Genomic DNA, 24823 nt, shown 5'->3' with positions numbered 1-24823 from the left:
TTTTATCTATTTACGCCGACTTGGACGGCTTTTCACCCGTTGCTTTAATAATACTCTTCACTTCAGCCATGTTGATCACAGGGAAGAACTTCGCAAACAAGAAGAATGCTGTGAAGAACAATCCGAATGTGAATACATAAACTCCAATGTCATACATCGTTGGGTAGAACATCGCCCAACTTGATGGCAAGAAGTCTCTGTGAAGTGAAGTAACAATAATTACAAATCGCTCGAACCACATTCCAATGTTCACAATGATTGAAATAATGAACGTAGCAGCGAGGTTTGTTCTAATTTTCTTGAACCAGAATAATTGTGGTGAAATCACATTACAAGTCATCATCGACCAGTATGCCCACCAGTAAGGTCCGGTTGCTCTGTTTATGAAGGCGTATTGCTCTGCTTCTACTCCTGAGTACCATGCGATGAAGAACTCAGTAATGTAAGCGATACCCACAATAGAACCTGTCACAATGATGATGATATTCATTAGCTCAATGTGCTGAATGGTAATGTAATCCTCCAGTTTGTACACCTTACGAGTCACTAATAATAAAGACAATACCATGGCAAATCCAGAGAAAATTGCCCCCGCCACGAAGTATGGTGGGAAAATTGTCGTGTGCCATCCCGGAATGACCGAGGTAGCAAAGTCAAAGGATACAATGGTGTGTACTGAAAGTACAAGAGGTGTTGCCAATCCTGCAAGGACCAGTGATACCGTTTCGTAATGCGACCAGGTTTTCGCACCCCCGGTCCAACCAAAACTAAGTGCTCCGTAAATCGCTTTCGAAATCTTATTCTTTGCTCTGTCTCGAATAGTGGCAAAGTCAGGAATTAACCCAATGTACCAAAAGACCAATGAAACAGAGAAGTATGTAGAAATCGCAAATACGTCCCACAATAGTGGAGAGTTGAAGTTCACCCAAAGCGATCCAAATGTGTTTGGAAGTGGTAATGCCCAGTAGAATCCTAACCATGGACGTCCCATGTGAAGGACAGGGAACATCGCAGCACAGATTACTGCGAAAATCGTCATCGCCTCGGAGGCTCTGTTGATAGACATTCTCCAACGCTGACGGAAAAGTAAAAGTACTGCAGAGATCAATGTGCCTGCGTGACCGATACCTACCCACCACACGAAGTTGGTGATATCCCAGGCCCATCCAACAGTTTTATTGAGACCCCACATCCCGATTCCATCCCAAAGGGTGATTGCCACTGCATACCCTCCGGCCAGGAGAAGTGCTAAAGAGACTGCCATCGCGAGCATCCATGTAATGGAAGGTCGCTCCTCTACTCTTCCAGCAATATCCTCAGAAACATCGTGGACGGTCTTTCCACCTGTAACTAAGGGTATCCGTACTTCTGATTCTGCGTGCATTATGCTTCTGTTTTTTCGTTATTGTCTTTGTTTCTTACTTTGGTCAAGTACCACACGTTCGGCATCACTCGAAGCTCCTCAAGCACGTGGTATGCACGATCTTCCTGAGCCTCTACACTCTTCTTGTTGTACTTCAGTTTCAATGTCTTGGAAATTCGGCTTTCCGGATCCTTCATATCTCCGAATACCAACGCATCGGTTGGACAAGATTTCGCACAAGCCGTCTGAATTTCTCCGTCAACAGGTCTTCTGCCCTCTTTCTTCGCATCAAGCTTACCAGACTGGATTCGTTGTACACAGAAGGTACATTTCTCCATCACCCCTCTCGCTCTCACAGTCACATCCGGATTCAATACCATTTTACCCAGATCATTATTCATCGGTAAGTTCTTATCGAACTTGGAATTATCATGGTATTTAAACCAGTTGAATCGACGTACTTTATAAGGACAGTTGTTGGCACAGTATCTCGTGCCAATACATCTGTTATATGTCATTTGATTCAGACCCTCACTAGAGTGAGTGGTTGCAGCAACCGGGCAAACAGTCTCGCACGGAGCACTGTTACATTGCTGACACATCATCGGCTGAAAGGTCACCTCAGGATTTTCAACCGCAGCAAGCTCCTTCTGCTTCACCTCCATCAGGTTCTTATCTTCAGCAGTCAACTCATTTTCAGGTCTCTCACTATAATATCGATCGATTCGGATCCAGTGCATCTCTCTTCGGTTCAGCACTTCTTCCTTACCAACTACAGGTATATTGTTTTCTGTCTGGCAGGCCACCGTACATGTTCCACAACCTGTACATGAGTTCAAATCCACAATCATACCCCAGTGGTGATTTGGATACTCGTGTCCTTGCCATAGAGATACAGCATGCGGTCTAACTTTCGAACCGTCAGCCTTTGAGATCATCGGGAAGTTTCTTCCTGCCTGTGGGTCCTTCTGGTATGCACCAAGTGTGGTTTCCTGAATGACTGTTTCTCTTCCAGCGTAAGTCTGGCTGGTTTGTGTCTGAGCCACTTTTCTTACCTCACCGGTAAGCTCCAGAGTAGCTTTCGCACTGTATTTTAAACCGTCAGCAGAGCTACTTACCAATTGGTATGCGTTCACTCCAACGCCATTACCCACTTTACCTGCTTTGGTACGTCCGTAACCCACGGCCAAGCCAACTGTTCCATATGCCTGTCCCGGTTGAGGAATTACAGGAGCTGTAACTGACTTACCATTTACAGTAAGCGTGGCTACCTTATAATCCATGTCTCCACCTTTTACTTCCCAGTCATTTTCTCTGGCAAGCTTTGGAGAAACAGTAAAGTAGTTATCCCAACATGCTTTGGTGATCGGATCAGGCATCTCCTGCAACCATGGGTTGTTAGCCTGCACTCCGTCCCCGACAGAGTAGTTCGTATAAAGTACCAGTTCTAGCCCATCAGACTTGGCTGAATATCCTTTGAGATTACCGGCAACAACTACTGCATCGACAGAAACTGCACCTGCGCCTGTAGTAGCGTCTACATTATACACTCCGTCATGAAGACACTTATCAAAGAACCTTGTAACATCTCCGTCGGCGAGTGACTGCCATCCTCCTTTTACAAATTCGTAATAGGAAGCATCATTGTCAGCCCATCGCAAGAAAGATTCCTGTGCCTGACGGGTGTTAAAAATATTTTTAATGGTAGGCTGAGCAAGTGTCATATGGCCAGTTACCGGCTCAAAGTCATTCCATGACTCCAGATAATGATGGTCTGGTGTCACATACTTCACTGAACTTGTAGTCTCATCCATTCGATCTGAAGTGGAGATGGTTGTCTTCGCTTTACCGAGCGAGCTCACAAGCTGCTCTCCCATTGGGTGATCATAAGCAGGATTACAGTTATAGAAAATAACCGTTCCGACATTCCCGTCTTTCACGTCACTAACAAGCTGACTGAAAGCCTGATCACTACCTTTTCTTGTATTAATGCTTTTTGACAAATCAATGGTTGATCCGTAGCTCTGAAGCAAATCATTGATGGCGATAACCAGCAGCTGTACATTTTTGTCGTTCGATCCCGAAACAACCAATGACTTACCTCTTGATCTCCATAGATCATTAGCAGCTTTCTCAAGCATTACCGTATCTTCCAAACGAGCAACACCAACGGTCGCCGCACCAGCCTTCTGAGCGATGAGGTTATAAAGGTTCGCTACATAAAGTCCTTCTTGAGAAGGTTTTATTGGTTGTCTGTAATCCGCATTCGAACCTGTTAATGAAAGGTTAGACTCAAATGCATACAGTCTGGACATGTCTTTCTTATCCGGTCCCAACTTTCGGGTTTCAGCAAACTGTCTGTTGTTCATTGACTGGTTTGGCCAACTACCCAGAAAATCTGCAGTAATAGAAACAATAGTGCTTGCTTTTGAAAAGTCATGCAACGGAAGCATTCTCGATCCGGTTGCTTCACCATAGGCATCAAGTAAACCACTCATTGATACGGCATCATACTGTACGTGATCTACTTCGCCGTATTTATCTCTCAAAGCCTGAATGGCTCTTGAAGTACTTGGGCTACAGTTTGAGTATGAAACAATGGCGATCTTTCCACCGTTGGCACCAAGTTCTGTTTTTATTCGATTATCAATGGTTTCCCAGTCCGTGTCTTCACCACCTATCTTAGGGTTTTGAAGCCTTTCCTGATCGTACAATGACAATACAGAAGATTCTACCTGGGTCGTTGTTTTTCCGGCACTGGTTGAGGATAGTTCATTTCCTTCGATCTTGATCGGTCTACCCTCTCGGGTCTTCACTACGACAGAAACCACATCACTTCCCATGCTGTAGGTGGAAGCATAGTAGTTGGGTACTCCAGGATCAACATCAACCGGCTTATTAACGTAAGGAATGGCTTTTCTAACCGGTGCTTCACACGCTGCTAACGAAACAGCAGCTACCCCAAAGCCCATCATCTTTAGAAAGTCCCGACGAGATGGCTCTCCATTGTCACCACCATTGATCGGTAAATATTCCGGGAATTCTTTTGACGCTCTATCCTGGAAATCCGCTGTGTTTTCCAGTTGTTCTATCCCTTTCCAGTATTTCTTAGTTTCTTTCATTTAGATCAGCTGTTTTCGAATATTTAATAGTGACATTTTGAGCATTCCAAACCTCCGATATCTTCTACCTTCATCGGCTCTTTGCTTTGCTCCGAATGGAGCTTCACAAGCTTGTCGTAATATTCGTTTCCTTTCGTATTTACATCTGTTTCTCTATGACAGTTGATACACCACCCCATCGTAAGATTTGAGTATTGGTATACCACTTCCATTTCCTTGATCGGTCCATGACAGGTTTCACACTCTAGCTCAGCCACATTCACGTGTTGAGAGTGATTGAAGTAGGCCAAATCAGGTAGGTTGTGAACCCTTACCCATTCGATAGGCTGAGTATCAGTACCATATGTCTGCGTATCCGGATCGTAATCGATCGCAGCGTAGATTTTAGCGATTTCTTCTGAAATTCCATCTGCTCCTCCTACATTCTTGATCTGCGAGTGGCAGTTCATACAAATATTAGGGGATGGAATGTTTGCGGATTTTGATTTCCTCACGCCTGTGTGGCAGTATTGACAATCAATTTCATATTGTCCGGCATGTAGTTCGTGAGAGAAAGCAATCGGCTGAGTTGGCTGATAGCCCTGCTGCACACCGATGGTAAATGCTCCATCTATTAATGTCTTCAATACGATGATGGTGAAAATAAATACTACCATCCCTACAAATGAGTTACTCTTAAGAAAAGCTCCCAGATCAAATTCATTAGCTACAATATCCTGCTCCGCCTCATCCAGGTCTTTCACCTGCTTCAGATGCTTGGTTAAAGTCTTAACTGCAATCAGTAACGCCACCACCGCTAGTGCAAGTACGACAATCAAGATGATGATCACTGCCATCAAATAGGTAGACGATACAGAATCTTGCTCACCCTCGCCTGTTGTAGCGACAGCCACCTCCTCAACTGGAGGACCTTTGGCTGTCTCGGCTTTTACATAAGCCAAAATGGCCAACACATCATCATCCGAGAATGATGGGTAGGCAGTCATTACCGTTTGGTTGTATTCCTCCCAAAGTGCAACAGCCTGCTCGTCACCAGAGGCAATCATTGCCTGTGAGTTTTTAATCCAAGGGATCAACCATTCTACCGATCTTCTTTCAGTCACACCATTCAGGGCAGGACCTATTCGAACATCCCATATTTCATGGCATGTAGAACAATTGGTTTTGAAATTGGATTCTCCGGCTGCAATTACGCTTTCGTCGGTAGGTATTTCCTGAGCTTTCAGACTCAGAGTAAAGAATATTCCAAGTGCTATGCTAAAGAATATTCGGGTTAGATTCGGTGTTGTTTTAAACATGTATTCCGATGGCTTGAGATCAAACGCGTACAAAAGTAACATTGGGTGGTTGTTTTTCAAAGGTGGGTTATTACCCCACTTTGGCCTCTCCCATTACACATTCGTAACCTAATGAAATTCAGCATATTAAGAATCAATAAAATTATAAAATCACGCTTATTTAGAATTAATTTAAATAACTAAATAGCATTGTTTATTTCGTATTTCCTACAGGGTCCGTATTTTCCCTGAGGCTGGAATCAAGGTAATCATAAAGGAGTTGGTGAATGGTGGGTCGAACGTTCAACTCATACAACCCACGATAGGTCCGTGACGGATAGACTCGGTTGGTAAGAAAGATGAAAGTCAAACCGTTTTCAGGATCAATCCAGGCAAGCGTTCCGGTATATCCTGTATGACCATAGCTTTTAAAGCTAGCACTTTTGGCTACGCTGCTACGAATGGAATCATATTCCAATAATGGTTTGTCAAAACCAAGTCCCCTCCTGTTCCCGTTATTGGGGTATTGAGCGGTTGTAAATAGTTGAATCGTCTGTGGGAATAAAAGTTGTAATGTGTCTGACTTTCCATCATTCAAAAGCATGTGAAACACTTTTGCCAAATCCGTGGCATTGCTAAAAAGCCCGGCATTTCCTGAAACTCCTTTCATCATGATAGCCCCTTCATCATGCACTTTGCCATGAATCGGTTCCATGCGGAAGAAGGTATCAATCTCTGTCGGCACTATCTGATTGAGTCGAAATTTGTCTAATGGATTGAAGGTGAGTGTCTCAGCATTTAGAGGTTTATAAAAATGAGTTTCAAGGTATACCTGGTACGATGTATCGGTCAGGTTTTTGACAAGCTCAGGAATCAAATAAAAAAATAAACCTGAATACCTATACTTTTTCTCATCTGAGACATCACTCTTCCTGATCATTTTTTTAATCCTGGAATAAAAGTCGCTATGGAGATACAGACTGTCGGTGAGTGGATAGGAATAATCCTCGTCCATTTCGTTTGTCACCGTCTTGTTCCTGAACTTTCCATTTCTCCTTCTCGACTCCTGATGATAAGGAATCCATGGGTATAGTCCACCCTGATGTGCGAGCGCTTCCCTAAAAGTGACGCGACCTACCCTCCTTCCTATCCGATCTATGTGCTCCCTGATTTCATCATCCAAATCCAGGTGACCATCCTCGTATAGCTTCATCATAGCCAGCGTACCTCCAACTACTTTGGTAATAGATGCAAGATCATAGATGTCATTTACAGCAACTCTCCTCGTGGAATCATAGGTGTGATAACCATATGATTTTAATACGAATACGCTATCACCCTGACTTGCATAAACGATACACCCCGGAAAAGCTTCAGCATTGATCGCCTCATAAACGATGCTATCAAGATCATTAATCAACGAATCATACGTTTGACCGTCAGCGAAAACGATTGCAAAAAAGAAAAGAGTAAATAACGTATGTCGGAGGTTTAGCATGTTCTATTTTTGATGCGATCAAGTTCTAAAGATGAAGCAAACTAAGTATTTCATTATCGATTTCGATAGCACATTTACACAGGTGGAAGCTCTGGACGTACTGGCAGAAATCGCGCTCAAGGATAACGAAAATCAGGCGAAAGCTATTCAGGAAATCAAGGATATAACCGACCGGGGCATGGAAGGTGGCATCTCCTTTCGTGAATCACTAATGAGACGAATTGAAATATTGCAAGCAAACAAGAAACATCTGCCGGAGCTAGTGGAACGATTGAGTTCGTTGGTATCCCCATCTTTCAAACGAAATACAGAATTCATAGAGAAGTACAAAGATCAGATATTCATCATCTCAAATGGATTCAAAGATTTCATCGTACCTATCGTTAAAAAATTTGGCATCAAGGAAGAACATGTGTTCGCCAATGAATTTGAGTATGGAAGTAGCGATGAGATTGTCGGTTTTGATGAAACGAACCTCTTATCCCAAAATAATGGTAAACCAAAGCAAATTGAAAGCTTGAAGCTGGACGGAGAAGTATTTGTGCTTGGGGATGGCTACACGGACTTTGAAATCAAAAAAGCAGGATTGGCCCATAAATTCTATGCATTTACTGAAAATGTACGACGCGAAAAGATTCTAAGTGAGGCCGATCATGAGGCACCCTCTCTGGATGAGTTCCTTTTTACTCAAAAGCTGGAACGAGCTCACTCCTACCCTAAGAATAGAATCAAAGCGCTTCTGCTTGAAAATATTCACGAAGGCGCTATCAGGAAATTGAAAGAGGAAGGATATCAGGTGGAAGTATATCCGAGTGGAATGACAGAAGATGAACTGGTAGAGAAAATCAAAGACGTAAGCTTATTAGGTATACGATCCAAAACCCAGGTAACTGAAAAGGTGCTGAAAAATGGAAAACGGCTGCTTGCTGTTGGAGCATTTTGTATTGGTACAAATCAAATTGACCTAAATGCGGCACTGCGAAAAGGTGTGGCGGTTTTTAATGCACCCTTCTCTAATACACGCTCAGTGGTCGAGTTGGCACTTGCTGAGATCATCATGCTGATGAGAAATCTGCCGGATAAAATGATGCAAATGCATCGCGGCAAATGGAATAAGTCCGCCAGCGGGAGCTTCGAAATCAGGGGTAAAACACTTGGAATCATCGGATATGGTAAAATAGGTTCTCAGCTTTCAGTCCTTGCTGAATCGGTAGGTATGAACGTACAATACTTCGATCTGGAGGAAAAGCTAGCGCTGGGCAATGCAACACCCTGCCCAACCCTTGAGCATTTACTGGAGAGTTCTGATGTCATTAGCATCCATGTTGATGGTCGTAAGGAAAATAAATGGATGATTGGGCCGAAGGAGTTTGAACTCATGAAGAAGGGGGTGGTTTTTGTTAACCTGAGCAGAGGCCACATAGTAGATATTGATGCCCTGAAGAGCAATATAGAAAATGGAAAAATCCATGGAGCGAGTGTGGATGTATTTCCGGAAGAGCCACTTAGCAATGATCACCCCTTTGAATCACCTCTCATGGGTCTCAGAAACACGATTTTAACGCCGCATGTGGGTGGTAGCACGCTTGAAGCTCAGGAAAATATTGCTGATTTCGTCCCTTCTAAAATCATTGAATACATTAACACAGGGTCTACCTCCAATAGTGTAAATTTCCCTAACATCGCCCTTCCGACGCTAAGCCAGGCACATCGATTTATTCATATTCATAAAAATGAACCGGGAATACTTGCTGAAATAAACAATATACTGGCAAAACATGGCATTAATATTGGTGGACAATACCTAAAAACTAATGATGTTATTGGGTATGTTATTACGGATATAGACAAGAACTATCAGGAAGATGTAATAAAAGACCTGAAAATGGTCAGAGGTACCATAAGATTCAGAGTTTTATATTAAGTTTAAAGCAAATTTTAGGTAAAACCACCCAACCAAAAGAGCTTATTTTAACGTTTATAAGCTAAATTGTAAAGAATGAGTTATCCGCTTAATTGGAAATCGCTTAGTACACGAGCAGAATTCAACCGTCTGGTAGAGGATTCAAGAGAAAAACCTGCGCTTATTTTTAAGCACAGACCTTCTTCTCCTGAAAGTACTCAGGCATTGCAAAAGTTGGAGAGCGAATGGAGCATTTCACCTGAAAATCTGGATCTATATCTGCTGGATGTAATGAAAGATAAAGATGTGAATGAGGCCGTAACAGAAATGGCTGGTGTAATTAATGAATATCCACAGGTATTACTGTTCGCTGATGGTGTGACCATGTATGATGAATCTCGAGAGATGATCAACGTGAAAAAGATTCGCCTGGCATTGAAAATCATCAACCGAACATTTAAATGGATGGAAACAAGGGTATAACTGGAACCCTTTTCCTTTTTTAAAAATTATATTGCTCTTTAATACAAAGAGCTTTTTTTATGTCCAATAAAATCTACTTCACTCCCGGCCCGGCACAGCTATTTTACACGTTTGAAGAGCATTTGAAAAGAGCCCTTTTTCAGGATATCCCTTCAATTTCTCACAGAAGCAGCACGTTCATAAAAGTCATCCAGGAAACCAATGAAGCTCTCCGTGAACTACTGGCGCTACCTGAAAATTATGATATCTACTTTCTTAACTCCGCCAATGAAGCCTGGGACCGGATTGTTCAAAACCTGGTAGAAAACAGCTCGCATCACTTCGCTAATGGAGCTTTCAGTAAGAAGTTTTACGATTTTGCCCGGGAGCACGGAAAACAAAGTACCTGCACTGAAGTTGGGGACGGGCACGCATTCGATAGCTGGGACATACCAGAAGCTGCCGAGCTGATTGGTATTACGAAAAATGAGACAAGTGTAGGTTTTAGTTTTACAGAAGAAGAGATAGCAAAGCTTAGAGCAAGTAATCCGGATAAGTTAATCGCATTGGATGTGGTTAGCGCCACACCTTCCTTGCCGGTTGATTTCAAAAATGTAGATACAGCCTATTTCTCAGTTCAGAAAGCATTTGGATTACCCCCGGGACTTGGTGTCTGGCTAGTGAATGAGAGGTGTCATGAAGTAGCATCCGGAAGGGCAAAGTCTACTTCTTTGGGCTCTTACCGTGCATTACCCAACCTGAAAAAGTTTGGAGACAAAAATCAAACCCCTGAGACTCCAAATATGCTCTATATCTATCTGCTGGGTAAAATCGCTCAGGACATGATTAATGCAGGAATCAGACGGATACAAAACGATACGATATATAAAGCAACTATTCTAAATCAAGTGATAGAGGACCATCCGCAACTATCACATTTCGTTGATTCTAAACCACACCGATCCAAAACCACAATCGTAGCGAATGCAGAGGATACGGATAAATTCATCACATTCTTTGAAAAAAAGGGAATTGTGCTGGGGGCTGGCTATGGAGATCACAAGAAAAACCATATCAGAATTGCCAACTTCCCAACACATTCGAAGGAATCAATAGAAATGCTGTGTGATTTAATGCTAAAAATGGAATAATATTCTGTTTGGATGAAACTTTTTATCCTCTACCGAGTATTATTCCTGAACATAATTTTTTTCATAATAAATATTTCGATTTAAAGATTTTTATCATGCTCGAAATAATTATGAATCATACCTTTGCATTATTAATTAAACACCCGAAACGTTGATTGCACCGCTTAAAAAGATAATTGTTTGCCTGGATCACTCAGAAATGGATCAGGGTCTCATTAAAAACGCCTGTAGCTTAAGTAAAATTGCAGGTACTACACAGATCACCTTTCTCAATGTGATCAGGGAATTCAATATGCCTGAGGCTGTTTTGAAAGAATTTCCTCACCTAATGGACAAAGCACTTGACGAAAGAAAAGAAGAGATTAAAAAGCGCATAAAAGAGCATTTTAATTGTGAAGTGCCTACCAGAATCATGGTGCGTCAGGGGGGTGAAACCAAAGAAATATTAAGAGCCGCAGACGAAATCAAGTCTGACTTGATCATTCTGGGCAAAAAGAAGGTAACTGATTCCGTATTAAGCACTCGTATTGCCAGGAGATCTCCATGCAACCTACTGATCATTCCACATGGCACTGAATTAAAGTTTAATAAAATCTTTATCCCGGTAGATTTCTCTGACTACTCCTCTCTTTCTTTGAAGAGAACGCTGATGCTAACTGAAAACCTTAAATCGAAGATTTATTTACAAAACGTTTACCAGGTGCCATCCAGCTACCGGTACTCCGGTAAGAGCTACGAGGAGTTTGCGAAGATCATGAAAGGACACGCCACGAAAGACCTGGAAGTACTGATAAAAAAAGCAGACAAAAAGAATCAGGAGCTCATTCCGGTATGTTCTCTGGACAAAGATGGAAAAATCGTTGACCTGGTAATCAAAGAAGCAAAAAAGAAAAATGTGGACCTGATTGTGATGGGTGCCAAAGGAAGAACTACTACCTCTGCCCTATTTATAGGTAGTAAATCCGAGCGGATGATTCGAATGAACGATAGCACACCTTTGATGATCATTCGCAAAAAAGGCGCTATCGCGGGGATACTTGAATCACTAAAAGATTTGGGTTAACCCCTGATTTTATCCAGGAGTACGTTTAGTGTGGCAGCTTCTTTTTCAGAGAGGCTATTGTGTGATTTTTCCCATTCATCCATTTTCACATCCATCTCATCCAGGAGCTTTAATCCGGCATCAGAAATGTAAACATCAACTGCTCGACGATCTTTGGAGCACTGACTTCTTTTAACAAGCCCCTTTTGCTCAAGTTTATCTACGATTCGTGAGGCGTTGGAGCTTTTATCCAGCATTCTGTCAATCAACAAGTTGACAGTAGCAGGTTTAGGATGCTGTCCTCTTAATATTCTTAATATGTTAAATTGTGGTGTTGTTAATCCATGGGATTTGAACAACTGAAGATGTTCCTGATGTAACCAGGCACTGGTGAAAATGGTGTTAATAATCGCTTTTGAGTACTCGCTCTTAAATGAGTCCTGTTTGATATCCTCTGCTATTCCCATGTCTTTAAATTAAATACAATTACATTAAATGTAACAACATTTGAAAGGAAAGGTTGCAAACTCCATCTTTTTTCATTTGAATTTAAACCTTCTCTTAACTTTATGATCTAAGTGGTATACCCACCTGATACAAATTTTGGAAGAACAGATCATAAAAAAAATTCGGGAAGAGGAAACTCGCAATTACGGATTCAATCTATTAGTTAGAGAATACCAGGAAAGAGTTTATTGGCATGTGAGAAAAATGGTGATTGATCATGATGATGCAGACGATCTGGTTCAGGAAATTTTTGTGAAGGTCTGGAAGAACCTGAGCAAATTCAGGGAGGACTCAAAGCTGTACACTTGGGTTTACCGCATAGCAACTAATGAATGTCTGAATTTTCTCAGAAAAAAGAAAAGACGATTTTTTGTACCCATTCATGATCTGGAAGGTGAGCTAACTGAAAAGTTAACTCAAAATATTGCGCCAACAGGAGATGAAGTCCAGATGAAGTTGCAGAAGGCATTGCTAAAACTACCGGACAAGCAGCGTCTGGTTTTCAATATGAAGTATTTTGATGATATGAAGTTTGCTGATATCGCAGAAATCACCGGAACAAGTGTTGGTGCACTAAAAGCAAGCTATCATCACGCAGTAAAAAAAATTGAAGATTTAATTAATACGGATTAAACCATTTAATTATAAATGCATCTAAGAAGCACGCGATGAAATACAAACTAGACGATATTGATAGAAAGAAGGCATTCAAGACTCCTGATGGTTATTTTGACGACCTATCACTTAAAATTCAAAAAAGGGTTGAGGAGGAAAGGAACACTTCGGTTCGATATGCTGTCCCAAAGTGGAGCTTAGCACTTGCTGCATCTCTTGCTTTGATTGTCACTTTTTTCTTTATCAGTCAGAATAACGGTCCATCTCCGGAAGAAATGCTTGCAGAAGTTTCTCAGGATGAACTTGTGGCCTATTTAGATCATCTGGATCTTGATGAATATGAAATTGCAAGTGCGTTTAACGAGAATGTCGAGATTTTTGATGAGGAGACCAACGTATTAGATGGTATTGACCTGGAAGATCAGTCCATCGATGATGTATTGCAGGAATATGATTTAGAAGACGAAATTTTATAAGATATGAAAAAGTTATTGTTCATTATAACCATGGCGGCATGCTTTGGATCTATTGCCCAGAGTCCTGAAGCCTTAAAAAAGATCGAAGCTGCTAAGATTGCTTTGATCACCGAACGGCTTGAGCTAACGCCGGATCAGGCGGAGAAATTCTGGCCTATATATAGGGAATTTGGAAATAAGAGGCAGGATATCCGAAGAGATTTTGATCAGGCAAGAAGAAACTTTGACCCGAACAAAGCCTCTGAAGAAGAAAACAAGAAAATGTTGGAAATGGCGAATAAAGTAAAAGAGCGTCAGTTAAAACTGGAGCAAGAATATGCAGATCGCATCCTGAAGGTGATTACCACTCGTCAGCTAAATAACTTAAGAAAGGCCGAAAATGACTTCAAGGAGATGCTGCTAAGAAGAATACGTGCCGAGCAAATGAAACGGCAAAAGCAGCGGAGAAATGACGGAAGGCTAAACGACCGACGCAACTAAACCCAACCTACCTACCTGATGCGTCGAACAGTCACCATAGCGGTGCTGCTCGCAAGTTCTTTGTCTGGCTTCTCACAAGACACATTAAGCTATGCCGAGCAGCTAAAAGCCATCGAGGAAGAAATGGACTCACTATCCATATTCAACCTCATCGATAGTCTTTTTACCATGGATGTAGAACCGTCCAGTGAATTGAATATCCGGTTTGGCTACACAACCAATGTCACCAGTGCTGGTCGTGATTACAACATCAACCAGTCCGCGATTTCATCAGGAATTTCCTATTACCATAAATCAGGATTTTATGGAGACATCACCGGCTACTGGAATAGCGGGGTAGATCCAAACTACAACCCCACCATTTTGTCAGCCGGATATCTCGGAACTTTTAAAAATCCCAAATGGAGCTACTCATTTGACGCTGAAAAATGGTTTTATAACCCTAAGGATTCATCAGACAATCCTCTGACTTACTCCACGGGCACATCTTTGAGTTATGATTTTAAATGGGGGTTCGCCTCCGTTGACTATTCCTTCCTTTTTGGGAACGAAACAGCACATCGAATCATCACCAACCTAAGCGGAACCATAAAAATCGGAACCTGGTGGGTATTTAAAAACATCAGCCTATATCCTTCAGCAAGTATCATGGCCGGTAATAGTGATATCACCCAGTTAAGATATACACAGCGGCAGATCAGCGATCAAAATAAAGAACGCATAAGCCGTCTTGATACATTCGCTAACCTGAATGAGAAGCAAAAGAATTTCTTGGCCATACTTTTTTATAAGGCTTATAGCACTGGTACAATCACAGAAACCCAATGGAATCGGTTACGGTTTGAGCTACGAACAGCTTCCCGTATTTCAGCAGAAAGTCTGGCATCCCTGAATCAAATTGCCAACGAAGGTTTTTTGGAAGAGGAGTTTGTAGATAGCAATGAGTTTGGGGTTTTAAACTATGCCTTTACTCTTCCTCTTTCACTTTCAACAGAACGCTGGCACTTTTTGCTCAGCTATACCTACAGTATTCCTGTTCAGTTGCCTAATGAATTTATTGAGGTAGACCCGATTGGCTATTTCGGTGCTTCAATTTCTTATCGCATTCCATTCAAATAATCAGTGCCGTAAAGAATAAAAACCTATCTTTGCATCCCGTAACAAGAAATAGGTAAACACTCTTCATGTCTAAAACGAAATACATCTTTGTTACGGGCGGTGTAACATCATCCCTCGGCAAGGGAATTATCGCAGCTTCTCTTGGTAAACTACTACAAGCCAGAGGCTTATCCGTAACCATTCAAAAATTTGATCCCTATATCAATATAGATCCGGGCACCCTAAATCCATATGAACATGGTGAGTGCTACGTAACCAATGATGGGGCTGAAACCGACCTGGATCTGGGTCATTATGAGCGATTTCTAAGCATCGAAACATCTCAGGCAAATAATGTTACGACGGGAAGAATCTACTACAACGTTATTCAAAAGGAAAGACAAGGAGAATACCTAGGAAAGACCGTTCAGGTGATTCCTCACATCACTGATGAGATCAAAAACAACATTTATAAGCTTGGTGAAACAGGAAAGTATGATGTCGTTATCACAGAGATTGGTGGCTGTGTAGGTGATATTGAGTCCCTCCCATTCATTGAAGCCGTTCGTCAGGCTCGTTTTGAACTCGGTCCTACTAATAGTATTGCGATCCACCTGACGCTTATCCCTTACCTCAAGGCTTCCGGCGAACTTAAAACTAAGCCAACACAACACTCGGTCAAAGAGCTATTGGAAGCTGGTATTCAGCCAGATATCTTGGTTTGTCGATCTGAGTATCACATCACACAAGAAATCAGAAAGAAACTGGCCCTGTTTTGCAACGTGCCGATCAACTCAGTGATCGAAGCATTGGATGCGCCAACCATTTATGACGTTCCGATCCTTATGCGTAAGGAAAAACTGGATGAGCGAGTGCTCACCAAGTTTAAAATGCCATACAAGAAGGAACCGAAGATTGACAAGTGGAAAGAGTTTTTAGGTAGGCTGAAAAACCCTACGGACTCTGTAACTATCGGTTTAGTCGGGAAGTATGTAGAGCTACAGGATGCCTACAAGTCCATTGCAGAATCTTTCATTCATGCAGGAGCAGCCAATGAATGTAAGGTGAATTTGAAGTGGATCCATGCTGAGGAACTCGATGGTGATAATGTACATAAAGAACTTTCTGGTCTGGATGGCATTTTAGTTGCCCCTGGATTTGGTGAGCGCGGTATCGAAGGTAAAATTTATGCGGTACAGTACGCTCGTGAAAACAAAGTGCCATTTTTCGGTATTTGCCTGGGCATGCAATGTGCAGTTATTGAATTTGCAAGGAACGTTCTTGGAATGAAAAAAGCCAACAGCACAGAAATGTCCAAAACCTCTTACCCGGTTATTGATCTGATGGAAAGTCAGAAAAACATCAAAGATATGGGTGGAACCATGCGTCTTGGGGCTTATGTTTGCGAGCTCAAAAAAGGAAGCAAGGCATATGCTGCCTATGGATCCAAGAAAATTATGGAGCGCCACCGACATAGATACGAATTCAATAATAAGTATTTGGAGGATTACGAAAACGGCGGAATGACTGCAACGGGGATTAACCCCGACACAAATCTTGTGGAGATTATGGAAATAAAAGATCATCCGTGGTTTGTAGGAACTCAGTATCACCCGGAGTTGAAATCCACAGTTATGGACCCACATCCTCTTTTTGTGAAATTTATTAAAGCATCTCTTGATCTTAAGAAAAGTCAGGAGGCATAATTCTAACTAAATGGATAGAAATCAATTTACAGGACTAATCCTCATGTTCGCCTTATTGGCGGTATATTTTACCTGGTTTGCACCCGAGCCAGCAGTAGAAGAATTAACAACTCAGGAAGAACCCGTGGAAGAGGTGGTTGAAGAAGCATCACCTATTGATACGGTCACCATCCTTCCTCAAATTTCAGATTCTGTTAAAGCGTCTTTACAAACCCAAAAATTTGGTGCCTTCGCATTTGCAGCTGAAAAGTCGGAGGCATTCAAAACCATCGAAAACAATGAAGTCATTATAACCCTTTCTAATAAAGGGGGTAGAATTCATCAGGTAGTTCTTAAAAATCACAAAGACTACCTGGGAAATCCATTGGTTTTAATGGATGGTTCCAAGTCTAAAACTGATTTGATTGTTGACCATAATGGTAAGATGATCAACCTTTCTGAATTGGCTTTTACTCCTTCGGTAAAAACGTTCGGCGATACCACTCAGATTTCCTACGTACTGACAAATGGAACCTTTTCCATTGTCCAGAAATATTTACTACCTCCTTCCGGGTTTCAGGTGGCTTACAGCATTGAAAACAAAAACCTGAACACAGTACTGAATCCAACGGATGTCAAGTACAACTGGAACCATGCGATCAATCGAGCTGAAGCACATTTAGAAGATGGAAGATATAATAGCAACGTTCGCTACCTGCTTGCGGATGGAGATTACGATGAACTAGCCGAACGATCCACCGAGTTTGAAGATGAAACACTGGGTAGTCAGGTAAAATGGGTGTCCTTCAAACAAAAATTCTTCACTGCGGCTATTATAACAAATAATGCATTCCGATCAGGTTATATAAGTCAGACAGTAGATTTCGGAGATACTACCTCGGTAAAAAACCTGTCAATGCAAATGCTGATCCCTTATTCGGACTTTGCAAATGAATTCAAAGCCAGGTATTTCTTTGGACCTAATAATTACAAAGTATTAAAGAAGGTAGCTCCGGATTTTGAAGAAAACCTGGACATGGGTTGGGGACCGCTTCCTATCGTGAACAAATACCTCATTATTCCGATCTTCCATTTCCTTGAACGTTTCTTCTCAAACTATGGAATCATCATTCTATTGGTAGTAATCGTCATTCGATTGATCCTCGCGCCTCTTACCTGGAAGTCGCACATGTCCATGGCAAAGATGCGGGCAATGAAGCCGGAGTTGGATGAAATCAAAGCCAAGCATGATGGCGACATGCAAAAAGCTCAGCAGGAGCAAATGAAGCTTTACCAGCAGGTGGGCATCAATCCGGTAAGCGGGTGTATTCCGATGTTGCTACAGATGCCGATTTTATTCTCGTTGTTCTTCTTCTTCCCGAATGCAGTGGAGTTGAGACAGCAGGCTTTCTTATGGGCGCATGATCTATCGACCTATGATAGTGTGCTAAGCCTTCCGTTTGAAATTCCCTTCTATGGAGACCATGTGAGTTTATTCACATTGTTGATGACTCTTTCGACGATCCTTTACACCTGGAGTAACAGCCAGATCACAACCGTACAAGGACCTATGAAAACACTTCAATACATGATGCCAATCATGTTCTTGTTTGTGCTAAATAGCTATGCTTCCGGTTTAACATTCTATTACTTCGTTTCTAACATGGTGACCTTTGGTCAGACCGTCTTATTCCGTAAGGTTATTGATGAGGATAAGATACACCGTGTGCTACAAGAGAATAAGAAAAAGAATTCCAATAAGAAGAAGTCGAAATTCCAGCAGAGACTGGAAGATGCGATGAAAGCAAGCCAGGAGGCACAAAAGAATAAGAAAAAGAAAAAATAAGATTGTTGATAACCATACTAAAAACCTTGATTCTACGTAATTGAATCAAGGTTTTTCTTTTTTACACAAGTTATTCACAACATGATTATCTTGAGAGTAGGTTGGATATATTTGTGTCCTTTACACTACCTAAAATCACATCCAAAACGAAATTTATATGGGTAAGATCATTTCTATCGCAAATCAAAAAGGAGGAGTTGGCAAGACAACATCAGCTATAAACTTGGCGGCCAGCCTGGCAGCTCTGGAATTCAAAACGCTCATTGTGGATGCAGATCCACAGGCGAATGCCACCTCTGGTGTTGGTATTGATCCTAAAAGCGTGGAAGTGAGTATCTATGAATGTATGGTAGACGGTGCTAGCGCGAAAGAGAGCATCGTAGATACACAAATTAAATTCCTTGACCTTCTCCCTTCTCACATCGATTTGGTAGGTGCTGAAGTAGAAATGGTCAACATCCAGGAACGTGAGGAAAAAATGAAGCAGGCGCTTGCGGAAGTTCGTGACGATTACGACTTCATCATCATTGACTGCTCCCCTTCTCTTGGTCTAATAACAATTAATGCATTGACTGCATCAGATTCTGTGATCGTTCCTGTACAGTGTGAGTATTTTGCTTTGGAAGGACTTGGCAAATTGCTGAATACCATTAAAATCATCCAAACAAGATTGAATCAGGATTTGGAAATTGAGGGCATCCTTCTTACTATGTATGATGTAAGACTGAATTTGGCTAATCAGGTAGTAGAAGAAGTAAAAATGCATTTTGAATCACTCGTATTTAGTACGATGATTCCAAGAAATATTAAGCTAAGTGAGTCTCCCGGATTTGGCATGCCGGCCATTACGCATGATGCGGACAGCAAGGGTTCAATTAGCTACCTAAACCTGGCAAAGGAAATCTTACAAAGAAACGAAGTAAAAGCAGCCTGAAGAGAACATGGCAGAGAGTAAATTCAAGAAAAGATCCGGACTGGGAAGAGGCCTTGGAGCACTTCTGGAAGATTCAGGGGAAAAAGAAAAAATCAGTGGTTCCGGTGCAACACCCCGAGGTGCCATCAATGAGATTGACATCTCTAAAATAGAAACCAACCCGTGGCAGCCTCGTTCCGATTTCGATGAGGACGCATTAAATGACCTGGCTGAGTCGATCAAGGTTCAGGGTATCATCCAACCTATCACCGTTCGGGCACTAAGTGAAAAAGAGTTTCAGCTCATCTCTGGTGAACGTAGACTTCAGGCGAGTAAAAAAGCCGGGTTAAAGACCATTCCTGCATATATCCGTCTGGCGGATGATCAGCAAATGCTGGAGATGGCATTGATTGAAAACATTCAGCGTGAAAACTTAAATGCAATTGAAATTGCATTGAGTTATCAAAGACTCTTGGCAGAGTGTGACTTAAAGCAGGAAGAGCTGGGTGATCGTGTGGGTAAAAACCGTAGCACGGTCACCAACTACCTACGACTTTTGAAACTACCACCGGACATTCAGGTGGCCCTGAGAGATGGGAAATTAAGTATGGGACATGCCCGTGCGTTGATTTCCATTGATGAAGTTTCCTTCCAGCTCGACATTTTTAATCAAATCATTAAAAATGACCTTTCTGTTCGCAAGGTAGAGGAGCTGGTAAGATCAAAAGGGAAGAAAGAAGATAAGCCTGCGAAAGAGACTACCCAGGTAGATCCAGAAATCAAGAAGCTACAGACAAAGCTATCCTCCCACTTTGGGTCTAAGATCGCTATCAAATCAAATGGTAAGGATAAAGGTGAAATAAAGATCCCTTACGCTTCCACAGAAGATTTGAATCGCATTCTTGATATTTTGGACATTTAAGAGAATTTCATCTTCATAATTCAGGATTAGGCGCGAACTTTGCGTTGCAATCGCAAGCAATGAAAAAACTACTATTTGTTTTTGGGTTCACGTGTTTCGTCTTTACAGCTGTTTCGCAGGATAGGCCAATCCTGATCGATGACTCAACTTTTGTAAAGGCGGAAGAAGATGCTGAGCTTTTTGAAGAAGTCTCTAGCCTTGACCCACAGCGAGCGGCCCTGTTATCAGCCATCTTTCCGGGTGCAGGCCAGATCTATAATAAGCAGTATTGGAAGGTCCCAATCGTATGGGCAGGAGTTCTCACATTTGCTCATTTCATCAATTACAACAACAAGGTTTACCACGGACTCAGAAATGCAGCCCTGCTTACGGCTAGCGGTCAAACAAACCCATACCAATCCATCATTCAAAGCGAGACCGCTTTGGTAAGGAATCGGGATGTATTCAGAAGGAACCGTGACATGTTGATCATCACTGGTACTGTCTTCTATATTCTCCAAATTGTTGATGCTCACGTATCCGCACACCTGGAAGAGTTTAAATTAAACGATCAACTTGCCTTGGGTATAGAGCCCTCTATTCAATCAACTCCATTATTTTCGCAGGCTGTAGGAGTTTCATTCGTTTTGAAATTTTAGCCAATGAACATCGCATTGATCGGGTATGGGAAAATGGGGAAAGCTATCGAGCAGATTGCTTTGAAGGCAGGACATACCATATCCTGTATCGTGCATTCTTCCGATGATCTTTCATCTCTTACTCAAGAAATTATAGATGTTGCTATCGAATTCACACAGCCGGAATCTGCCTTTGATAACCTGTCTTTCTGTATCAATAATGGGATTCCTGTGATCTCAGGAACAACAGGATGGATTGGCCAACTACCCGAAATTGAAAAGCAATGCCGTGAAAAAGATGGCACATTTCTTTATGCTTCAAATTTTAGCATTGGCGTAAACCTGTTCTTTGAACTGAATGAATGGCTGGCGAAAAAAATGGCTCAATTGGACTTCACTCCATCAATGAAAGAAATTCACCATACAGAAAAGAAGGATAGTCCCAGCGGCACAGCCATTACTTTGGCTGAAGGAATCATCGCCTCTCACCCAGCTATATCTGAGTGGATAAATGAAGAATCTACCGACCGTAAAAAATTAGGAATAGTTTCTGAGCGAACCCCGAACGTACCGGGTACACATACCGTAAGCTATTCATCTCCTTTGGAATCAATTGATATTACCCATACCGCACATGATCGAAGTGTATTTGCTCAAGGTGTGGTGAAGGTGGGTGAATGGATTCACAAAAAGAAAGGAGTATTCACCATGTCTGATTTTATAAACGATAACTGACCATATGTACTACAATGATTTTAATCCGGTTTTTGTCATTACGTTCCTGATTTTATGGTACGTTTTGCAGGGAACAGCCTATTATAAATTCTTTGAAAAAGCAGGAAAAGAAGGCTGGAAGGGGTTTGTTCCCGTTTGGAATTATTACATCCATTTAGAGTTGGTTGGCCGACCAAAATGGTGGATCCTATTATTGTTCGTACCCGTGATCAACTTTTTTGTTGGACTTACCATGCACCTGGATTTAATGAAATCGTTTGGGAAATATACGTATCTGGATCAGGTCCTAGGGGTAGTCTTTGCCCCTATTTACATGAATTACATCGCCTGGACCGACACCACATACCTTGGTAAAGCAACAGAAATGCCTAAACCCAAGAAGTCTTTTGGGAAAGAATGGTTTGAAGCGATCGTCTTTGCCGTGTTCTGCGCCACGTTCGTGCGATGGATTTTTATGGAGGCCTATGTCATCCCAACAGGGTCGATGGAGCGCTCCTTACTGGTTGGCGACTTTCTATTTGTGAGTAAGGCAGAATATGGTCCAAGAACTCCCCAGACACCACTTCAGGTTCCATTAACACATCAGACGATTTGGGGGACAGAAATTCCTTCATACGTTCCTGGGGTCTCTCTTCCTAGCTTGAGGCTTCCCTCTTTAGGCAAAGTAGAACGAAATGATGTGGTAGTTTTTAACTATCCTGTTAATGATCATTACAATCAGCGCAGGAGCGGTGAGTATCATCCTATGGATCTAAAAACACATTACATCAAACGATGTGTGGCCATCGCAGGTGAGACCATTGAAATAAAAGCTACTCAGGTATATATAAATGGTGAAAAGCAGGAAAATCCTCCTTTGATGCAGCATGAGTATTTCGTTCGAACGAATGAATCCATACGCGAAAGAGTATTTGAGAATTATAATATCAACCCATATAACAGTGTAACCAGGTATCCAGAAGGCTATTCTGTTTTGATGCCATCGTCTGTTGCTGAGAAATTTGAAAAGCTTTCATTCGTAGAAAGTGCGACTCTCCAATTGATCCCTGAAGATCGATCTGAGCAAAACATCTTCCCGGATGCCCGGTATTTCCCATGGAATCGTGACTTCTTCGGTCCATTGACTGTACCGGCAAGGGGGATGACCATAGAAGTGAATGAAGAGAATCTTGCGATGTATGGATCGACGATTTCGAATTACGAAGGACTCGAATCAGTAGAAATTGATATTGATGTTTTAAAAATCAATGGTAAAGAGGTTAGCGAATACACTTTTCTTAAAGACTACTACTTTATGATGGGTGATAACCGTCACGCATCTGATGATTCCCGTTATTGGGGATTTGTTCCTGAAGATAATATCGTGGGTGAAGCATCCTTTATTTGGATGTCATGGGACACCAATGGAAGCTTCTTCAATAAGGTAAGATGGAGTCGATTATTTGACGGAATCGAATGATCAGGATATCCAATAGACCAGCCAAAATAGTCCGATAAAAAATCCGAATCCTAACGCAAGGAATATAAACAAAGCAAGGCACCCCGGAAGGAGTGCCTTTTTTTCGTTATCTGATTTATAGAAATGCTCTAAGTGATGGCTCATTGCATATCTTTAAGATAGTTTCTATGTATTGGAGGCAGTTCTTTATAGTCAATTAGAATTGTATTTTGAATTTCATCTTTGTCCTGGGAATCAAATACTGTTCTGAGTCCACTATCTGGAATACGCTCTACTCTTGCCGGACCTGCGGTTATTATATCTAAAGCAGTTGCCAGCAACACTTCGGAAGGATCACCAAGAGGTTTCAATCCTTCTTCAAGGTAATCCAATTCGTTGACGGAAATATTTGGAACAAACCCATCAATATAATCTGTAAATCCTTCAGAGTTTGCCAGTTGACTAATAATTGGTTGAATAGCATATTTATGGTTGGGATTTAAAGTATTAGACTTTTGGTAATCTTCAGAATCATATAACGTAGCTGAAGCAACATTTTTTCCAACAGTTTGCATTCCTATCAAGGTTATATCCATGTAAGGATCTAGTCCGGCGATAACAAATTCTGATGCGGAGGCAGTGCTACCACTTATTAAAATAAAGACGCGATCTAAATTCAATTGATTAATTGTTGAATTAGTATCAGGTATTTTATCTAAGAATGTAATATCCAGATCAATATTATTGGCAGTTAAAGCATTAGTTAGCCTTTCGTTGTAAACAATAGATCCCAAAAGGTCATTTGAAGTCGAGTTTCCATAAATCATGGATGACAAGATTCGTGATGTCAGCAAAGAACCCCCACCATTATATCGTAAGTCTAAAACAATATCGGTTATTCCTTCGCTCACAAAAGTTCCAAAAACATTATTTAATTCCTCATGATAAGCATTATTACTAATAAACTGATTGTACATCAAATACCCAACTTTTGGACCTCCCAGATCCTTGAATACTTCTGATACAAGAATTGGATTTTCACTCAATTCAACTGCATTCATACTAACCTCCTGGTCAGTATCAGAAATGGTATTGTCCTGTATGGTAGCAAGAGTCAATGAGTATGACTCACTTCCAAAAAGTAAAGCCTGATAATTATCCCGTGTCAACTGAACTCCGTCAACCTTGGTAAAAAGATCCCCCCTGATTATTCCTGCATTATCAGCCGGAGAAGCGGGAACGACATATTTAACATAGCCGAAAATATCATTTCCACCAGAGATAGCTATTAGTCCAAATTCAAACCCAAAAGACTTACTTATACCTTGAAATGAAGCCTCTAGCTCCTCATAATCATCCACGATCCATGAGAAGCGATCCACCTCACCGGGACTATACAGAAGATCATCAAACAGATTTATAGGATTATTATAGCCATTTAAAAATGTATGTAACGCATCATATGTAGGATACTTTTCAATAGAGAGATCATCAACATCATCCACCCAATAGTAGTATTCATACATTGCAAACCAAATGAAGTCATTCACTTCATTCTGAAGCTCAACATTAATTCCATCATCGTTCTTACAACCTACAGCAAGTGCCAATATCATGAACACTACTGTGATGCTTAATACTCTAAATTTCTTATTCATTCTCACTCAATTAAA

General features: G+C 41.5%; 21 protein-coding genes. 15 read left to right on the top strand and 6 right to left on the bottom strand.

All coding sequences use genetic code 11. The annotated features are described in order from the left end of the window. Window positions 1-10 precede the first annotated feature (10 nt). From nrfD to ACOQON_RS06385, 4 genes are all read right to left on the bottom strand, one after another. Window positions 11-1384 carry an NrfD/PsrC family molybdoenzyme membrane anchor subunit gene (gene nrfD, locus ACOQON_RS06400; protein ID WP_420578094.1) on the bottom strand — a complete coding sequence of 458 codons (1374 nt, stop codon included), beginning with the start codon at window positions 1382-1384 and terminating at the stop codon, window positions 11-13. Next, window positions 1384-4485 (bottom strand): TAT-variant-translocated molybdopterin oxidoreductase, encoded by a 3102-nt coding sequence (locus ACOQON_RS06395; RefSeq protein ID WP_420578093.1) that lies wholly within the window; start codon window positions 4483-4485, stop codon window positions 1384-1386. The genes nrfD and ACOQON_RS06395 overlap by 1 nt, the downstream gene beginning before the upstream one ends. Window positions 4486-4508: 23 nt before the next feature. Then, on the bottom strand, window positions 4509-5825 hold the full coding sequence (locus ACOQON_RS06390) for a cytochrome c3 family protein (protein WP_420578092.1): 1317 nt from the start codon (window positions 5823-5825) through the stop codon (window positions 4509-4511). A 151-nt stretch (window positions 5826-5976) separates the two neighbouring features. Then, entirely contained in the window at window positions 5977-7260 is a 1284-nt protein-coding gene (locus tag ACOQON_RS06385; protein ID WP_420578091.1) for a serine hydrolase domain-containing protein, read from the bottom strand. Between the two features lie 31 nt (window positions 7261-7291). Between ACOQON_RS06385 and serA the strand changes: the two genes are divergently transcribed. The 4 genes from serA to ACOQON_RS06365 all read left to right on the top strand — a co-directional run bounded on the left by serA (window position 7292) and on the right by ACOQON_RS06365 (window position 11839). Further along, on the top strand, window positions 7292-9184 hold the full coding sequence (serA, locus tag ACOQON_RS06380) for a phosphoglycerate dehydrogenase (RefSeq protein WP_420578090.1): 1893 nt from the start codon (window positions 7292-7294) through the stop codon (window positions 9182-9184). Between the two features lie 75 nt (window positions 9185-9259). Further along, window positions 9260-9646 (top strand): monothiol bacilliredoxin BrxC family protein, encoded by a 387-nt coding sequence (locus ACOQON_RS06375; RefSeq protein ID WP_420578089.1) that lies wholly within the window; start codon window positions 9260-9262, stop codon window positions 9644-9646. A gap of 59 nt (window positions 9647-9705) precedes the next feature. Then, complete coding sequence (locus ACOQON_RS06370; RefSeq protein ID WP_420578088.1) at window positions 9706-10776, top strand: aminotransferase class V-fold PLP-dependent enzyme; 1071 nt, start codon at window positions 9706-9708, stop codon at window positions 10774-10776. Window positions 10777-10927: 151 nt separating this feature from the next. Then, entirely contained in the window at window positions 10928-11839 is a 912-nt protein-coding gene (locus ACOQON_RS06365; RefSeq protein WP_420578087.1) for a universal stress protein, read from the top strand. Here the strand turns inward: ACOQON_RS06365 and ACOQON_RS06360 are convergent. Further along, window positions 11836-12285, bottom strand: a complete 450-nt coding sequence (locus tag ACOQON_RS06360) for a MarR family winged helix-turn-helix transcriptional regulator (RefSeq protein ID WP_420578086.1) — start codon at window positions 12283-12285, stop codon at window positions 11836-11838. The two genes, ACOQON_RS06365 and ACOQON_RS06360, sit on opposite strands and share 4 nt — an antisense overlap. Before the next feature lie 133 nt (window positions 12286-12418). On the opposite strand from ACOQON_RS06360, the gene ACOQON_RS06355 reads away from it, so the two are divergent. The 11 genes from ACOQON_RS06355 (at window position 12419) to lepB (ending at window position 23171) form a co-directional block, all read left to right on the top strand. Beyond that, on the top strand, window positions 12419-12958 hold the full coding sequence (locus ACOQON_RS06355; RefSeq protein ID WP_420578682.1) for an RNA polymerase sigma factor: 540 nt from the start codon (window positions 12419-12421) through the stop codon (window positions 12956-12958). 35 nt (window positions 12959-12993) lie between these two features. Further along, the gene (locus tag ACOQON_RS06350) at window positions 12994-13416 is read left to right on the top strand and encodes a hypothetical protein (RefSeq protein ID WP_420578085.1); all 423 of its coding nucleotides are present in this window, start codon (window positions 12994-12996) and stop codon (window positions 13414-13416) included. Between the two features lie 3 nt (window positions 13417-13419). Further along, window positions 13420-13896, top strand: coding sequence for a hypothetical protein (locus ACOQON_RS06345; RefSeq protein ID WP_420578084.1), 477 nt, complete (start codon window positions 13420-13422; stop codon window positions 13894-13896). 18 nt (window positions 13897-13914) lie between these two features. Then, the gene (locus tag ACOQON_RS06340; protein ID WP_420578083.1) at window positions 13915-15015 is read left to right on the top strand and encodes a hypothetical protein; all 1101 of its coding nucleotides are present in this window, start codon (window positions 13915-13917) and stop codon (window positions 15013-15015) included. Between the two features lie 65 nt (window positions 15016-15080). Then, window positions 15081-16700, top strand: coding sequence for a CTP synthase (locus ACOQON_RS06335; RefSeq protein WP_420578082.1), 1620 nt, complete (start codon window positions 15081-15083; stop codon window positions 16698-16700). Between the two features lie 10 nt (window positions 16701-16710). After that, window positions 16711-18525 carry a membrane protein insertase YidC gene (gene yidC, locus ACOQON_RS06330; RefSeq protein WP_420578081.1) on the top strand — a complete coding sequence of 605 codons (1815 nt, stop codon included), beginning with the start codon at window positions 16711-16713 and terminating at the stop codon, window positions 18523-18525. A 157-nt stretch (window positions 18526-18682) separates the two neighbouring features. Then, window positions 18683-19459 (top strand): ParA family protein, encoded by a 777-nt coding sequence (locus tag ACOQON_RS06325; protein WP_420578080.1) that lies wholly within the window; start codon window positions 18683-18685, stop codon window positions 19457-19459. Window positions 19460-19466: 7 nt separating this feature from the next. Further along, window positions 19467-20360, top strand: a complete 894-nt coding sequence (locus ACOQON_RS06320) for a ParB/RepB/Spo0J family partition protein (protein ID WP_420578079.1) — start codon at window positions 19467-19469, stop codon at window positions 20358-20360. A gap of 59 nt (window positions 20361-20419) precedes the next feature. Further along, the gene (locus ACOQON_RS06315) at window positions 20420-20998 is read left to right on the top strand and encodes a DUF5683 domain-containing protein (RefSeq protein WP_420578078.1); all 579 of its coding nucleotides are present in this window, start codon (window positions 20420-20422) and stop codon (window positions 20996-20998) included. Between the two features lie 3 nt (window positions 20999-21001). Beyond that, complete coding sequence (dapB, locus tag ACOQON_RS06310) at window positions 21002-21712, top strand: 4-hydroxy-tetrahydrodipicolinate reductase (RefSeq protein ID WP_420578077.1); 711 nt, start codon at window positions 21002-21004, stop codon at window positions 21710-21712. A gap of 4 nt (window positions 21713-21716) precedes the next feature. Continuing rightward, window positions 21717-23171: a signal peptidase I gene (lepB, locus tag ACOQON_RS06305; protein WP_420578076.1), complete on the top strand. Its 1455-nt coding sequence runs from the start codon at window positions 21717-21719 to the stop codon at window positions 23169-23171. A 140-nt stretch (window positions 23172-23311) separates the two neighbouring features. Here the strand turns inward: lepB and ACOQON_RS06300 are convergent, their stop codons facing one another. Beyond that, window positions 23312-24808 (bottom strand): S41 family peptidase, encoded by a 1497-nt coding sequence (locus ACOQON_RS06300; protein ID WP_420578075.1) that lies wholly within the window; start codon window positions 24806-24808, stop codon window positions 23312-23314. Between the last annotated feature and the right edge of the window lie 15 nt (window positions 24809-24823).

Source organism: Ekhidna sp., from assembly GCF_965221965.1.
Classification (GTDB): domain Bacteria; phylum Bacteroidota; class Bacteroidia; order Cytophagales; family Cyclobacteriaceae; genus Ekhidna.
The sequence above is the reverse complement of the archived record's forward strand: the minus strand, read 5'-3'. Positions and strand labels throughout refer to the sequence as shown.

What these genes read in the sequence shown, in the direction of transcription:
- ACOQON_RS06395 (WP_420578093.1), bottom strand. Translation starts at nt 4,485, where the DNA reads ATGAAAGAAACTAAGAAATACTGGAAAGGGATAGAACAACTGGAAAAC.
- serA (WP_420578090.1), top strand. Translation starts at nt 7,292, where the DNA reads ATGAAGCAAACTAAGTATTTCATTATCGATTTCGATAGCACATTTACA.
- dapB (WP_420578077.1), top strand. Translation starts at nt 21,002, where the DNA reads ATGAACATCGCATTGATCGGGTATGGGAAAATGGGGAAAGCTATCGAG.
- ACOQON_RS06385 (WP_420578091.1), bottom strand. Translation starts at nt 7,260, where the DNA reads ATGCTAAACCTCCGACATACGTTATTTACTCTTTTCTTTTTTGCAATC.
- ACOQON_RS06320 (WP_420578079.1), top strand. Translation starts at nt 19,467, where the DNA reads ATGGCAGAGAGTAAATTCAAGAAAAGATCCGGACTGGGAAGAGGCCTT.
- ACOQON_RS06335 (WP_420578082.1), top strand. Translation starts at nt 15,081, where the DNA reads ATGTCTAAAACGAAATACATCTTTGTTACGGGCGGTGTAACATCATCC.
- lepB (WP_420578076.1), top strand. Translation starts at nt 21,717, where the DNA reads ATGTACTACAATGATTTTAATCCGGTTTTTGTCATTACGTTCCTGATT.
- ACOQON_RS06350 (WP_420578085.1), top strand. Translation starts at nt 12,994, where the DNA reads ATGAAATACAAACTAGACGATATTGATAGAAAGAAGGCATTCAAGACT.
- ACOQON_RS06375 (WP_420578089.1), top strand. Translation starts at nt 9,260, where the DNA reads ATGAGTTATCCGCTTAATTGGAAATCGCTTAGTACACGAGCAGAATTC.
- yidC (WP_420578081.1), top strand. Translation starts at nt 16,711, where the DNA reads ATGGATAGAAATCAATTTACAGGACTAATCCTCATGTTCGCCTTATTG.
- ACOQON_RS06340 (WP_420578083.1), top strand. Translation starts at nt 13,915, where the DNA reads ATGCGTCGAACAGTCACCATAGCGGTGCTGCTCGCAAGTTCTTTGTCT.
- nrfD (WP_420578094.1), bottom strand. Translation starts at nt 1,384, where the DNA reads ATGCACGCAGAATCAGAAGTACGGATACCCTTAGTTACAGGTGGAAAG.
- ACOQON_RS06315 (WP_420578078.1), top strand. Translation starts at nt 20,420, where the DNA reads ATGAAAAAACTACTATTTGTTTTTGGGTTCACGTGTTTCGTCTTTACA.
- ACOQON_RS06390 (WP_420578092.1), bottom strand. Translation starts at nt 5,825, where the DNA reads ATGTTACTTTTGTACGCGTTTGATCTCAAGCCATCGGAATACATGTTT.
- ACOQON_RS06370 (WP_420578088.1), top strand. Translation starts at nt 9,706, where the DNA reads ATGTCCAATAAAATCTACTTCACTCCCGGCCCGGCACAGCTATTTTAC.
- ACOQON_RS06325 (WP_420578080.1), top strand. Translation starts at nt 18,683, where the DNA reads ATGGGTAAGATCATTTCTATCGCAAATCAAAAAGGAGGAGTTGGCAAG.
- ACOQON_RS06300 (WP_420578075.1), bottom strand. Translation starts at nt 24,808, where the DNA reads ATGAATAAGAAATTTAGAGTATTAAGCATCACAGTAGTGTTCATGATA.
- ACOQON_RS06345 (WP_420578084.1), top strand. Translation starts at nt 13,420, where the DNA reads ATGAAAAAGTTATTGTTCATTATAACCATGGCGGCATGCTTTGGATCT.
- ACOQON_RS06360 (WP_420578086.1), bottom strand. Translation starts at nt 12,285, where the DNA reads ATGGGAATAGCAGAGGATATCAAACAGGACTCATTTAAGAGCGAGTAC.